This is a genomic window from Mumia xiangluensis, from assembly GCF_010994095.1.
Taxonomy (GTDB): Bacteria; Actinomycetota; Actinomycetes; order Propionibacteriales; family Nocardioidaceae; genus Mumia; species Mumia xiangluensis.
On sequence record NZ_WJYO01000003.1, the window covers coordinates 435,444 to 448,645 of the forward strand.

Annotated in this window: 13 protein-coding genes; 5 read left to right on the forward strand and 8 right to left on the reverse strand. The window is 70.7% G+C overall.

Going from position 1 to position 13,202, the window contains the following annotated elements; translation table 11 throughout:
* Nucleotides 1-2: 2 nt before the first annotated feature.
* The 8 genes from GH747_RS12445 to GH747_RS12480 form a co-directional block, all read right to left on the reverse strand.
* Nucleotides 3-1,208, reverse strand: coding sequence for a glycosyltransferase family 2 protein (locus tag GH747_RS12445; RefSeq protein WP_149769887.1), 1,206 nt, complete (start codon nt 1,206-1,208; stop codon nt 3-5).
* Between the two features lie 102 nt (nt 1,209-1,310).
* Nucleotides 1,311-1,583, reverse strand: coding sequence for a DUF4235 domain-containing protein (locus GH747_RS12450; protein ID WP_149769888.1), 273 nt, complete (start codon nt 1,581-1,583; stop codon nt 1,311-1,313).
* Nucleotides 1,583-1,819 (reverse strand): hypothetical protein, encoded by a 237-nt coding sequence (locus GH747_RS12455; RefSeq protein ID WP_149769889.1) that lies wholly within the window; start codon nt 1,817-1,819, stop codon nt 1,583-1,585. Before GH747_RS12455 ends, GH747_RS12450 begins: the two co-directional genes overlap by 1 nt.
* A 41-nt stretch (nt 1,820-1,860) precedes the next feature.
* Nucleotides 1,861-2,871: a DNA topoisomerase IB gene (locus tag GH747_RS12460; RefSeq protein ID WP_149769890.1), complete on the reverse strand. Its 1,011-nt coding sequence runs from the start codon at nt 2,869-2,871 to the stop codon at nt 1,861-1,863.
* A 9-nt stretch (nt 2,872-2,880) separates the two neighbouring features.
* Nucleotides 2,881-3,702 (reverse strand): sigma-70 family RNA polymerase sigma factor, encoded by an 822-nt coding sequence (locus GH747_RS12465; RefSeq protein WP_149769891.1) that lies wholly within the window; start codon nt 3,700-3,702, stop codon nt 2,881-2,883.
* 99 nt (nt 3,703-3,801) lie between these two features.
* Nucleotides 3,802-4,560: an MBL fold metallo-hydrolase gene (locus GH747_RS12470; protein WP_149769892.1), complete on the reverse strand. Its 759-nt coding sequence runs from the start codon at nt 4,558-4,560 to the stop codon at nt 3,802-3,804.
* The gene (locus tag GH747_RS12475) at nt 4,557-5,138 is read right to left on the reverse strand and encodes a hypothetical protein (protein ID WP_149769893.1); all 582 of its coding nucleotides are present in this window, start codon (nt 5,136-5,138) and stop codon (nt 4,557-4,559) included. Before GH747_RS12475 ends, GH747_RS12470 begins: the two co-directional genes overlap by 4 nt.
* Nucleotides 5,139-5,242: 104 nt before the next feature.
* Nucleotides 5,243-5,779 carry a MarR family winged helix-turn-helix transcriptional regulator gene (locus GH747_RS12480; protein ID WP_149769894.1) on the reverse strand — a complete coding sequence of 179 codons (537 nt, stop codon included), beginning with the start codon at nt 5,777-5,779 and terminating at the stop codon, nt 5,243-5,245.
* Nucleotides 5,780-5,835: 56 nt separating this feature from the next.
* Here GH747_RS12480 and icmF point away from each other — a divergent pair, with 56 nt between their 5' ends.
* The 5 genes from icmF to GH747_RS12505 all read left to right on the forward strand — a co-directional run bounded on the left by icmF (nt 5,836) and on the right by GH747_RS12505 (nt 13,199).
* Nucleotides 5,836-8,970: a fused isobutyryl-CoA mutase/GTPase IcmF gene (gene icmF, locus GH747_RS12485; RefSeq protein ID WP_149769895.1), complete on the forward strand. Its 3,135-nt coding sequence runs from the start codon at nt 5,836-5,838 to the stop codon at nt 8,968-8,970.
* Between the two features lie 118 nt (nt 8,971-9,088).
* Entirely contained in the window at nt 9,089-9,613 is a 525-nt protein-coding gene (locus tag GH747_RS12490) for a hypothetical protein (protein ID WP_149769896.1), read from the forward strand.
* A gap of 42 nt (nt 9,614-9,655) precedes the next feature.
* Entirely contained in the window at nt 9,656-10,420 is a 765-nt protein-coding gene (locus GH747_RS12495) for a helical backbone metal receptor (protein WP_149770073.1), read from the forward strand.
* Between the two features lie 49 nt (nt 10,421-10,469).
* Nucleotides 10,470-11,804, forward strand: coding sequence for a M20/M25/M40 family metallo-hydrolase (locus GH747_RS12500; protein ID WP_149769897.1), 1,335 nt, complete (start codon nt 10,470-10,472; stop codon nt 11,802-11,804).
* Nucleotides 11,805-11,855: 51 nt separating this feature from the next.
* On the forward strand, nt 11,856-13,199 hold the full coding sequence (locus GH747_RS12505) for an anaerobic C4-dicarboxylate transporter family protein (RefSeq protein ID WP_205602918.1): 1,344 nt from the start codon (nt 11,856-11,858) through the stop codon (nt 13,197-13,199).
* Nucleotides 13,200-13,202 lie beyond the last annotated feature (3 nt).

Below are 13,202 nucleotides of genomic sequence, written 5' to 3' on the forward strand. Positions count from 1 at the left end.
GTTCACGCCTGGTTCGCGAGATCGACCCCGGTGCTCTCGCGTGCGCAGTGGGCGCAGCAGAACACTTGCTCACCGATCTGCTGCCGGTGGCCGACCACCCGGCACCCGCAGTGCGCGCACACAGGCGCGACGGCGTGGATCGCGCACTCGAAGCTGTCGAAGATGGAGGTCCGGCCGTCGGCGGTGGTGATCGTGAAGGCGTCCCCGTCGTCGTTGCCGCACACGCTGCAGGTGGTCATGCTCATCACAGGTCCTTCCATCGTGCGAGGGCGCCTCGCACGAACGGGTGGATCGGGCGGTCGGTCAGAGTCCGGACGCGGGTCCCAGGAGTGCTGACCGTCGGCGAGGTCGACGATGCGCGACTGAACCTCGACGTCGTGGCCGACGCGGCGCCGGACGGCGAGCGCTCCTGGAAGCCGGAGGAGCGCGTCGGCCACGCCGAGCGATCCCGCCCGTCCCTCACGGATGTGCCGTACGGCCCGGAGGACGACGGTCCGCGTCGGCAGTCTCATGACCGCGGTCAGCACGTCGTTGCGCGCGAGGCGACGCCGCCGCCGTCCGGTCGCCCTCCCTGGAGCGGGGAGGTGGCGGACCACGACGTCGTCGAGGTAGCACAGACGGTGACCGGCGTCCGCGAGGTCCAGCGCCACGCGCTCCTCCTCGCCGTGGATCTGGATCAGCGCGTCGAATCCGCCGACGGCCAGCAGCGCGTCGCGGCGGACCACGACGGCGCGCGCCATGAAGCCGAGGACCGTCGTCCCTGGCTGCGACGGGAGCCGCGGGAGCGGTGACCGGGCGAGCAGCTCGCAGAACGGGTCGGGTGTGGAGTTCTCACCGACGAGCACCCGCGCCGCGACGAGCGCGATGGAGGGGTGAGCGTCGAGGACGTCCGCAGCGAGCGCCAGCGACCCCGGCGTCCACCACGAGTCGTCGTCCGCGAACGCGACGTACGGCGACCGAGCAGCTCGCGTCCCGACGTTCCACGCGACTGCGCCCGCATTCTTCTCGAGCTCGATCACTCGTGCGTCGGGCGCGATCCGGCGCGCGGTGTCGGACGAGCCGTCGTTGGAGGCGTTGTCGACGACGATGAGCGGCGCGTGGTTGTGCGCGAGCGAGCGCTCCAGGCGGGAGCGGCCGTCGTGCGTGATCACCACCGTCGTGACCCGGTCGTCCGTTGCGGTGGGGTGCGCTGCGGATGAGATGCCCATGGGTGCTCGGTTCCCATCCTGCTCTGGTCCATTCGACCGCGAGCGGGTCAGGCATGAGCAGCGCGTCGTCCCCAGCGGTCGTCTGCTTCGCTGTGCCGACGGTCAGCTGCCGGGCCACTCCCCCGTGATGCGCTGGAACCCCTTGGCGCCGGCCCGGTCGATCGTCGCCTTGACGACCGCGTAGATCATCCCCTGGATCGCTGCGGCGAGGAGGATCTCCCGCCAGCCGTACGAGCCCGCGAGCGGGTCCGGCTTCTCGTCCTCGTCGGAGATCTTCTTCCACACCTGCTTGAAGACCATCCCCGCGGCCAGACCGCCGAGCATCCCGGAGATCAGTCCGACCGGCCTGTACGCCAGCTTCGCCGCCTTCGCCATCACATGCTCCGCTCGCCCGGAGCGACGGTCTCGTCGGGCGTGATCGTCTTCTCCGGCGGGAGGCCCGGCTCGCTCGGTTCGCTCGGGTACGGCTCGTTCGGCCGCGGCGTCCCCGGGCTGGTGCGCGGATCGGTCGCGGGATCCGTGACCGGGTCGTCCCTGGTCGGCTCCGTCTTCGGCTCGTCGCCGCCGGAGCGAGGCACTTCCGGCAGGTCCTGGTTCGCGCTGGCAGTCATGTGCTGCCGGTGCCCGCCCGCTCGTGAACCATGCGTGCTGCTCAGGTCTCCGTCAACAGCTTCAGCACCGCGCGCTCCAGCACCGGACGATCGCGCTCGTCGTCGAGGCTGGGACCGATGCGCTGGAGCGCCGGCGCGATCGTCACGCCCTCCTCGAACAGCTCGACGACCCGCGGGTTCACGTAGGACGACCGGGCCACGGTCGGTGTGTTGCCGAGCACGTCGGCGACCTCACGCATCGTCGCGGCGACGGCGCGCCGGCGAGCGGTGGTGGATCTCGACGCCTCGTCCACAGCGGCGAGCGAGACCGCCGCGAGCACCGTCGCGTGCCACGTGCGGAAGTCTTTCGCGGTCATGTCGGCACACACGCGCTCCTGCAGGTAGGCGTTCACGTCGACGCTCGCGAGCTCGCTCCAGCGCCGACGCTCCTGGAAGGCGAGCAGCGTCTCCCCGTCGCGGCGCCGGCGCATCGGACCGATGACCTCGTACGCCCGCGGGTCGGCCACGATCACCCGCTGGGCGACGCCCGCCTTGCCCTCGTACGCGAACTCCATCGTGGCCCTGTCCCGGCGCAGCGTGACGTGGTTCTTGCGCAGCGTCGCCAGGCCGTACCCTCCGCCCTCGGCGGCGTAGCGGTCGTTGCCGATACGGAACAGCCCGCGGTCGAGCAGGCGGAAGGCGGCACCCAGAGCGCGCTCACGCGGCACGCCTGCTGCATCGAGGTCGCGCAGCACCCGTTCGCGCCCCGCGGGCAGCCGGTGCGCCACCTCCAGGACACGCTCGTGCTTCTCCTGCTCCATGCGCTCGCGCCACAACGGGTGATAGAGGTACTGGACGCGTCCCGCGGCGTCGCGCCCGGTCGCCTGCAGGTGGCCCGACGGCCAGCGGCAGATCCAGACCTCCTCCCATGCGGGCGGGATCGCGAGCGCTACGCAGCGCTCACGATCCGCCCCTCCGAGAGGCTGGCCGAGCTCGTCGAGGTACTGGAAGCCGCGTCCTGCCCGTCGCCTCGTCCAACCCCGCTCGTTGCGCGAGACGGTCCGGAACCTCATGCCGCGAGGCTACGCCGCGAGCAGGCCGTCACCGAGCTGCTCGCGCAGCTGGGCCGTGATCCGGCTGAGGATGCGGGACACCTGCATCTGCGTCACACCGAGCTGGCCGGCGATCTGCTCCTGCGTCCACTGGTGGAAGTACCGCAGCGCGAGCGTCTCGCGGTCGCGGTCGCTGAGACCGCGGACGAGCGGGGCGAGCGATGCCCGCTCCTCGGCGCGCGAGAACGCGTCGTCGACCTCGCCGAGGACGTCCGCGAGAGTTCCCACACCGTTGCCTCCCGGTGAGTCAAGCGAGGACGCGTGGTAGCAGCCGTCTGCGGCGATCGCCTCCTCGACCTCCGCCACGGCGATGTCGAGACGGTCGGCGACGTCGACCGGGCTCGGCGTCTCACCGAGCTCCTGGACGAGCTCCTCGATGCACGCGGTGACCTGCGCTCGCGTCTCCTGGACACGGCGCGCCGGACGGACCATCCAACAGCTGTCCCGGAACCAGCGACGAACCTCGCCGCGGATCGTCGGCACGGCGTACGTGAGGAAGTCGTGCCCGAGGCCGGGATCGAATCCGCGCGCGGCCTTGGCGAGCCCGACGTAGGCGACCTGCTCGAGGTCGTCGGCATCGACTCCGCGGTTGCGGTAGTGCGAGGCGACCGCACGGGCCACCCGCATGTTGACCTCGACGAGGCGTGCGCGGATGAGCTCCCGCTCGGCGTCGTCGGCCTCGGCGAGGGAGTCGCACAGCTCGGTGGTCAGGGAACGACGGTCCAGATGGGCGACATCGAGCGGACGGTCGTCGGTGAACTCGTGGTGGGATGCAGATGCAGATACAGACATGACACGCTCCGACTGAGAGTTCGGGACGTGGCACTCTGTTTGACCACTACCCTCTGTCTACCAGCCTTTGCGGGTCGTGTCGACCGTCACGGTCGGCGGTCAGGGCCTCCAGAAGCCTTCGCCCGCGTGCGCCTCGGCGGCGGCGGCGGCCATGTCTCCCGTCCATGCAGGGCCGTGCCCGGGGAAGAGCGTGCTTGCCTGGACCTCGGCTATCGCGTCCAGCGAGTGCCGGGTCTCGGTACGGTCGTGCGAGAACGGGCGGACGATCAGCTGCGGGCCGTGCCGCCGTGACACCGCGTGCCCCGTGATCAGGGCATCGCCGGAGACGAGCACGCCGGACCCTGGCAGGTGGTAGGCGGTGTGGCCGTCGGTGTGACCAGGCGTGGGCACGGCGACCGGCGCGCCCGGGAGGTCGACCTCGGCGGCGGGGTACTCGAGGGCTCCGGGGATCGCGACGTCGTCGGTCCCGCCCAGCCGCATGATGTCGAGCAGCCACCCCACGGCACCGTGGCGCCAGATCATCATCGGCAGCTTCGCCGGGCCGAGCTGCTGCAGGTAGTCACGGCGTGCGTGCGCGACCTCGGTCTCGCCGGTCAGGACGTCGACGGCGTACGCCTCGGCGATCTTGGCGGCGCCGCCGAGGTGGTCGATGTGGGCGTGCGTCAGGAGGATCCCGCGGATGTCGCGCATCTGGTGCCCGATCTCGCGGACGGACCGCTCGACGTCCTCGGCGTTGCCGGGATAGCCGCCGTCGATCAGCGTGAGGTCGTGCCCGTCCTCGACCAGCACCCAGTTCACGTGCTCGGTGGAGACCAGGTAGGCATCGCCGACACGCGTGATCGTGTAGGGAGTGGTCACCGGTGCTCCCCGTGCTCGTCGGACACCACCGGTCCTGCGAGGTCGGAGGCCTGCGGGAGCCGCTCCGAACGCGACCGCAGCGCCTCGTACCGTGCGAGAGCCCAGGCACGCGCATCGCGCAGCCACGACGTCGCAGCGGGGTCGAGCGTGGCGACGCGCATCGTGCGCGCCATGCGCGTGGTCACCCAGAAGCACAGGGGCAGAGGTCCTGACGCCAGGCCCAGCACGACGAGGATCATCCCCATCAGGAACCCCGCGCCGTGGTCGCTCATCACGACGGTCGGCGCGATCCACATCGCGGTGCCGAGGATGACGCAGCACACGAGCGCGATCTCGAACCGCGTCCAGCGCTCCTGCACGACGAGGACCAGGACGACCACGCCGGGGACGGCCAGCGCGACGACCAGGAGCGAGACCGGGAGGAACGCGACCGACCACACGAGCTCGACGAAGGACGCCCCGGCGACGTACAGGGAGGCCATCAGCACGGAGAGACCCCACGACGGCCCGACCACGGCAGCGGCGAACGCCGCCGCCTCCGCAAGCGTGATCGGGTCGCTGGTCCGCACCGCACCCACCGAGTCGCCTCCGTCACCCCGCACCGGACGCGTCGACGAGCTGCACGCCCGATGCTGCGCCTGGCTGATCCCGCCGCGAACCTAGTGCGTCGCGTCGCGGTGCGTCAACCGATGGTCGAGGGTTCTGGACGTGGTGTCGCTGGGAAGTCGCCGGCCGCTGCGCGAAGGCGCTGAAGGAGGTCGAACGTGGCGTCCTGCTCCGCCGTGTCGAGGCCGGTGATCGCGAAGTCGATCGCGGTCAGAGCCGCCGTCGCCTCCGCGACGAGCGCGCTGCCCGCAGGAGTCAGGGACGCGAGGGTACGACGCCGGTCACCGGGATCGGCCTGGCGCCGCACGAGCCCCTGCGCCTCGAGCCGGTCGATCGCGTTGGTCACGGAGGTCGGGTGCACCATCAGCCGCTCGCCGATCTTGCTGAGCGGGAGCGACTGCGCCTGGCTGAAGGTCAGCAGCACGAGCACCTCGTAGCGGGCGAAGGTGATCGCGTACGGCTTCAGCGCCGCGTCGAGCTCGGCCAGGAGGAGCTGCTGGACCCGCATCACCGACGTGGCGAGCCGCATGGCGGTCGCGTCGCCGAAGTGCTGTTCCCACAGCGTGCCGGCGCGTTCGACGGGGTCGAACGGCAGGCGCGGATCGGCTGGCATGCGGCCGATCGTAGCCGCTCTCGACATTACTTGGAAGTCCAACTATTTTATGTCCTATGGAATCTGACGACCGCACCCGCGTACGCATCGTCACCGCGTCGAGCCTCTTCGACGGCCACGACGCCTCGATCAACATCATGCGGCGGATCATGCAGTCGCAAGGGTGCGAGGTGATCCACCTCGGGCACAACCGCTCCGTGGCCGAGGTCGTCGACGCGGCGATCGAGGAGGACGCGCACGGCGTCGCTGTGTCCTCCTACCAAGGTGGCCACGTCGAGTACTTCGAGTACCTCGTGCAGCTGCTCGCCGAGCGGGGCGCCGGCCACGTGAAGGTGTTCGGCGGTGGCGGCGGGGTCATCGTCCCGGCCGAGATCGCACGGCTCCAGGAGAGCGGCGTCCTGATCTTCTCGCCCGAGGACGGCCAGCGCCTCGGGCTGCCCGGCATGATCGCCGAGGTCGTCGAGGCTTGCCGCGCCGACCTGTGGGCGCAGCACCAGCCGACGGCGGAGGCCGTGCTGGCCGGAGACCGCACCGCGATCGCCCGGGCGATCACCGGTGCCGAGCAGGGCCGGCTCGACACGGCATCGGACGGACGCCTCGCCGACGCCGTACGCGCCGCTGCGGAGTCGTCCACCGCGCCGGTGCTCGGCATCACCGGCACCGGAGGCTCGGGCAAGTCGTCGCTGACCGACGAGCTCGTACGCCGCTTCCGCACCGACCAGCAGGACAAGCTGCGCATCGCGGTGCTCGCCGTCGACCCGACCCGCAGGCGCGGCGGCGGGGCGCTGCTCGGCGACCGCATCCGGATGAATGCGCTCGACGGCACCCACACGACGTTCCGCTCGCTGGCGACCCGCGGAGCCCACGAGCTCCCGGAGACCCTCAGCGACGTGATCGCGGTCGTCAAGGCCGCCGGGTTCGACCTGGTGATCGTCGAGACGCCCGGGATCGGGCAGGGCGACGCCGCCGTCGTCCCGTACGTCGACGCGTCGCTCTACGTGATGACGCCCGAGTTCGGCGCGAGCTCGCAACTCGAGAAGATCGACATGCTCGATCTCGCGGACGTCGTCGCGATCAACAAGTTCGAGCGCCGCGGGGCCGCCGACGCACTACGCGACGTCGGCCGCACGATGGTCCGCAACCGTGAGGCGTTCGGCAGCCGACCCGAGGACATGCCGGTCTTCGGGACCTCGGCGGCGACGTTCAACGACGACGGCGTGACGGCGCTCTACCAGGAGCTCGTGCGACTTCTCGCCGAGCACGGTCTCGACCTCGAGGAGGGCACGCTCCCCCACGTCGACGTGCGGCACTCGACGCGGTTCGCGCAGGTCGTGCCCGCCGCCCGCGTGCGCTACCTGTCGGAGATCACCGAGAACCTCCGCGACTACCGGGCTGCCACCGAGCGCATCGCCGAGGCGGCGCACCGCGCCCAGGCCGCCTCCGAGGTCGCCGCTGCGCTCCCCGACGACGACGCCGTCGCGGCGTACGCCTCGCAGGTTCAGAGCGACGTCCCGGACGACGTCCGGGCGCAGATCGCCGACTGGCCGGCGGTCGTGGCGTCGTACGCGGAGCATGGGCGCGAGTCGTTGTCCGGGACCCGTGTGCCGCGCGTCGCTCTCCCCCGCACCACCGACCACGGCGACCTGGTCCGCTACTGGCGCAGCGAGAACGTTCCCGGGCGCTTCCCGTTCACCGCGGGCGTCTTCCCGCTCAAGCGCGAGGGCGAGGACCCGGCACGCATGTTCGCCGGCGAGGGCGACCCCTTCCGTACGAACCGGCGCTTCAAGCTGCTGTCGGCCGACGGCGAGGCGACACGGCTGTCGACCGCCTTCGACTCGGTGACGCTGTACGGCCGCGACCCCGGCGAGCGTCCCGACATCTACGGCAAGGTCGGCACCTCGGGGGTCTCGGTGGCGACGCTGGACGACATGAAGGCCCTGTACGACGGGTTCGACCTCCTCGCGCCGACGACCAGCGTGTCGATGACGATCAACGGCCCGGCTCCGACGGTGCTCGCGTTCTACCTCAACACCGTCATCGACCAGGCACGCGAGCGTGGGATCGACCCGGCAGAGGCGCTGCGGACCGTCCGCGGCACGGTCCAGGCCGACATCCTCAAGGAGGACCAGGGGCAGAACACCTGCCTGTTCTCGACCGAGTTCAGCCTGCGGATGATGGCCGACATCCAGGAGTGGTTCATCCAGCACCAGGTACGCAACTTCTACTCGGTGTCGATCTCCGGCTACCACATCGCCGAGGCCGGGGCGAACCCCATCAGCCAGCTCGCGTTCACGCTCGCCAACGGATTCACGTACGTCGAGGCCTACCTCGCGCGCGGCATGGCCGTCGACGACTTCGCCCCCAACCTGTCGTTCTTCTTCTCCAACGGCATGGACCCGGAGTACTCGGTGATCGGCAGGGTGGCCCGTCGCATCTGGGCGGTCGCGATGCGTGACCGGTACGGCGCGAGCGAGCGGTCCCAGAAGCTGAAGTACCACGTGCAGACGTCGGGCCGCTCCCTGCACGCGCAGGAGATGAGCTTCAACGACATCCGCACCACGCTGCAGGCGCTGATCGCGATCTACGACAACGCCAACAGCCTTCACACGAACGCGTACGACGAGGCCGTCACGACACCGAGCGAGGAGTCGGTGCGGCGCGCCCTCGCGATCCAGATGGTGATCAACAAGGAGTGGGGCCTCGCGATGAACGAGAACCCGCAGCAGGGGTCGTACCTCGTCGAGGACCTCACCGACCTCGTCGAGGAGGCCGTGCTCGCCGAGTTCGACCGCATCAACGAGCGCGGCGGCGTGCTCGGCGCGATGGAGACCGGCTACCAGCGCGGCCGGATCCAGGACGAGTCCATGCTCTACGAGCAGCGCAAGCACGACGGGTCGCTGCCGATCATCGGCGTCAACACGTTCCGCAACCCACGGGCCGAGGAGGAGCACGGGCCGCTCGAGCTGGCTCGTGCGACCGAGGACGAGAAGCGGTCGCAGCTGGCACGCGTGCGTGCCTTCCAGGCCGCTCACCGCGACGAGGCGCAGGAGGCCCTCGCACGGCTGAAGGAGGCCGCGGCGTCGGACGAGAACGCGTTCGCGGTGCTCATGGACGCGGCACGCGTCTGCTCGTTGGAGCAGGTGACCGAGGCGTTCTTCGAGGTGGGTGGTCAGTACCGCCGCAACGTCTGAGCCGGTCACTGCCTGGCATGTCCGGGTCACTTCTGTGCATAGCCGCGCGCCGAACGGGTACCCCGCGGTGTAGTGCGGCCGCACCCCCGAGCGGCCCCGAGGCAACGAGGAGTACGACATGGACGTTCAGTGGTGGGTCTGGGTCATCATTGCGGTGGTCGCACTCGCGATCATGCTCGCGATCGTGATGACCGCTCGCAAGGGACGCGCCCTCACCGAGCAGCGCCGCCGGGAGGAAGCGCAGGAGCTGCGTGAGCAGGCACAGGAACGGCAGCTCGATGCCGACCGCCGCGACGCCGAGGCGTTGCGCGCGAAGGCCGACGCCGAGGAGGCGCGTGTCGCGGCCGAGGAGCGTGCACGTGAGGCACGCCAGCACCAGGAGCACGCCGACAGCACCCGCTCGGAGATCGACGAGCAGCTCGCGAAGGCGGACCGGCTCGATCCCGACGGCGCACGGAGCACCGACCAGCGTGGCGAGGCGGGGCTCCACCGCGGCGACGACGCGGACTACCGGCGCGGCGAGGCCGACGGACGACGCGAGGCCGCGGGCTACCGTCCGGACGGGACCCGTGCCACCACCGACGACTACGCCACGACCGACGACGGCCTGGCACCGGAGGACCGCCCCGCACGCGACCGGTGACCACCTCTCCCGCAGCTGCGGGAGGATGAGGGTGTGGGCCACGTGACGACGTCCGACGACCTGGGAGCAGAGGTCGTGCTCGCAGGGCCGGTACGCCGCGTCGTATCCCTCGTACCCTCGCTCACCGAGGCGATCGCCGTCACGCACGGCGACGCCCTGGTGGGCGCCACCCACTGGTGCACCCACCCCGGCGACCTCGACGTCACGCGGGTCCGCGGAACCAAGAACCCCGACGTCCGCGCGGTGGTCGCGCTCGCACCCGATCTCGTCGTGGCGAACCAGGAGGAGAACCGCGAGGTCGACGTACGCCGCCTGCGCGAGGCCGGCGTACCGGTCTGGGTGACACGGATCGAGACCGTCGACGCAGCGTTCGCATCGATGCGACGGCTGTTCGTCGAGGCGCTCGGGTGGGGGTCACCGCCGTGGCTCGACGCCGCGGAGCAGGCCTGGTCCGGACCGGTCACGTCGACCGACGCCGTACGCCCGCGGGTGGCCGTCGCCGTCTGGCGCGACCCGTGGATGGTGGTCGGGCGCGACACGTTCACCGGCGACCTGCTCGGCCGGCTCGGCTGGGAGCACGCCTTCGCCCGTGCTCGCGACCGCTATCCGCACGTGGAGCTCGCGGACCTCGACAGGAACGATCTCGACGTCGTGCTCCTGCCGGACGAGCCCTACGTCTTCGGACCGGCCGACGGCCCCGAGGCGTTCACGCAGGTGCCGACCGCGCTCGTGCAGGGGCGTCTTCTCACTTGGTACGGGCCGTCGTTGCTCGAGGCCCACGACGCGCTTCCGCGACTGCTGGCCTGACCCGGTTTCTCGACGCGCCGAACACGCCGTTCGGGTCTACGTTCTGGCCATGGACGATTCGACCCTGCGCCCGAAGATCGCCGCTCTGATGCCCCAGATCAGGGACGACCTCGAGGCGATGGTGGCCCTGCCCTCCTGCGCGTTCCCAGGCTTTCCCTCCGACCCGGTCCACGCCATGTCGCAGTACGTCGTCGACGCGTTCGCACGGTACGGCGTGCAGGCCCAGGTCACCCCGATCCCCGACGGGTACCCGGCGGTCACGGCGGAGATCCCGGCACCCGAGGGCAAGCCGACCGTGCTGCTCTACGCCCACTACGACGTGCAGCCCGCCCCGAAGGAGCAGGGCTGGCACACCGATCCCTTCACCCCGACGTGGAAGGACGGCCGCCTGTTCGGCCGCGGCGCCGCGGACGACAAGTCCGGCATCGCGATCCACCTCGCGACGCTCGCCGCGTTCGACGGCAAGCCGCCGGTCGGCGTCCGCATCGTGATCGAGGGCGAGGAAGAGACGATCAGCCACCTCGAGGCGTGGGTGGAGGCCAATCCGGACCAGGTCCAGGCCGACGTCATGGTGGTCGCCGACATGGGCAACCTCACCGTCGGGGAGCCGGTGCTCAGCATCGGGCTGCGCGGCCACGTGAAGGCGGTCGTCGAGGTGCGCACCCTCGCGCAGCCCGTCCACTCCGGGCTGTTCGGCGGCGCGGCGCCGGATGCGCAGATGGCACTGATCAAGATGCTGGCGACGCTCATCGACGACGACGGCAACTGCCTCGTCGAGGGCATCGCGTCAGGCGCGTGGGAGGGTGCCGACTACTCGGAGGAGATGCTGCGCACGAACGCCGGCGTGCTCGACGGCGTCGACCTCGTGGGCACGGGGACGGTCGCGTCCCGGCTGTGGTCGAAGCCGTCGGTCAGCGTCCTCGGGATGGACGCCACGCCCGTCGCCGAGGCCTCCAACGTGCTGCAGCCCACCGCGCGCGCCGTCGTCGCCATGCGGATCCCGCCCGGCCAGGACCCGCGCGACGCCGTGACGAAGCTGATGGACCACCTCCGATCGGTGGCTCCGTGGAACGTCCAGGTCGACGTCCACGAGGACAAGGTCTCGCCGCCGTTCTCGCAGGAGACCGACGGCCGCGCCTTCGGGCTCATGCGTGACGCGCTCGCCACGGCGTACGGGCGTGACGTCGAGACCGTCGGCTCCGGCGGCTCCATCCCGCTCCTCGACACGCTGCGCGACGCGGCTCCCCAGGCCGACTTCGTGCTCATCGGCGCCGAGGACGCTGCCCTCGCGAACATCCACGGCCCCAACGAGTCGGTCGACCCGTCCGAGATCGAGCGCATGGCCCTGGCCCAGGCGCTGCTGATCCAGGCGCTGGCCGAGTAGGCCCCTCCCCCATCCCACCCGGCTTCCCCGGGGTCACCGAAAGGTACGTGCGTGGACACCTTCCTGCTGATCCTGCAGGCACTCGTCGTCGTCGGCGCCATCTACATGGGCGTCAAGGTAGGCGGCGTCGGGCTCGGACTCTGGGGCGCCGTCGGCGTCCTGATCCTCGTGTTCGTCTTCGGGGCGCCACCCGGCAGCATCCCGAGCGACGCGATCATGGTGATCATCGCGGTCATCACGGCTGCGTCCGCGATGCAGGCGGCCGGCGGCATCGACTACCTGGTGTTCCTCGCGGAGAAGGTGATCCGCGCGCGGCCGAAGCTGGTGAACTACCTCGCGCCGCTGATCACGTTCGCGTTCTGCGCGGGCGCAGGCACCGGCAACATCATCTTCCCGCTGCTTCCCGTCATCTACGAGGTCGCGTACGAGCGCGGCATCCGCCCGGAGCGCCCGCTCTCGACGTCGGTCGCGGTGTCCGGCTTCGCCCTCGCCGCGAGCCCTGTCGCCGCGGCGATGGCGGCGTTCGTCGGCCTCACGGGGGGCCAGCCCGACGCCCTGAGCCTCGGCGAGATCCTCCTCATCACGTTCCCGGCCGTGCTGCTCGGCACCATCGTCGCTGCGGTGATCCAGAGCCGCGTCGGCCACGACCTCAAGGACGATCCTGAGTTCCAGCGTCGTCTCGCGGCAGGCATGATCCACCCGCCCGCCGCGGACACCGGCGAGGTGAAGGGCGCCGACGTACCGGTCACCGCCAAGCGCGCTGCGGGCGTCTTCTTCGCCGGTGTCCTCGTCGTCGTGCTGCTCGGTGCCTTCGACGAGCTCCTCCCGACGTACGAGGTGGACGGCGAGACCGTGACGCTGTCGCTGACGACGCTCCTCATCATGGTGATGCTCGTCGTCGCGCTCGCCGTGATGTACGTCGGCAAGGTGAAGCCCGGAGCCGTCCTCGACGCCCCGCTCACGAAGTCGGGACTCACCGCGATCATCGCCATGCTCGGCATCGCCTGGCTCGCGAACACCTTCATCACCGGCAACGAGGACACCGTGATCGGCGGGCTGACCGACATCGCGAAGGAGGCCCCGTGGTTCCTCGCCATCGGCCTGTTCCTCGTCGCGGCCGCGACCACGAGCCAGTCGGCCGCAGTGAACACGATGATCCCGCTCGGCATCAGCCTCGGCATCGCGACACCGACCCTCGCCGCCTACCTGCCGGCGATGGGCGGTGTGATGACGCTGCCGGCCAACGGTTCACAGCTCGCCGCCGTGGAGATCGACCAGACGGGCTCGACCAAGATCGGCAAGTACGTCCTGAACCACTCGTTCATCCTGCCGACGCTCGTGATGGCGGCCGTGTCCGTGCCGACGGCGCTGCTCATCTCGCGGCTGTTCGTCTGACCG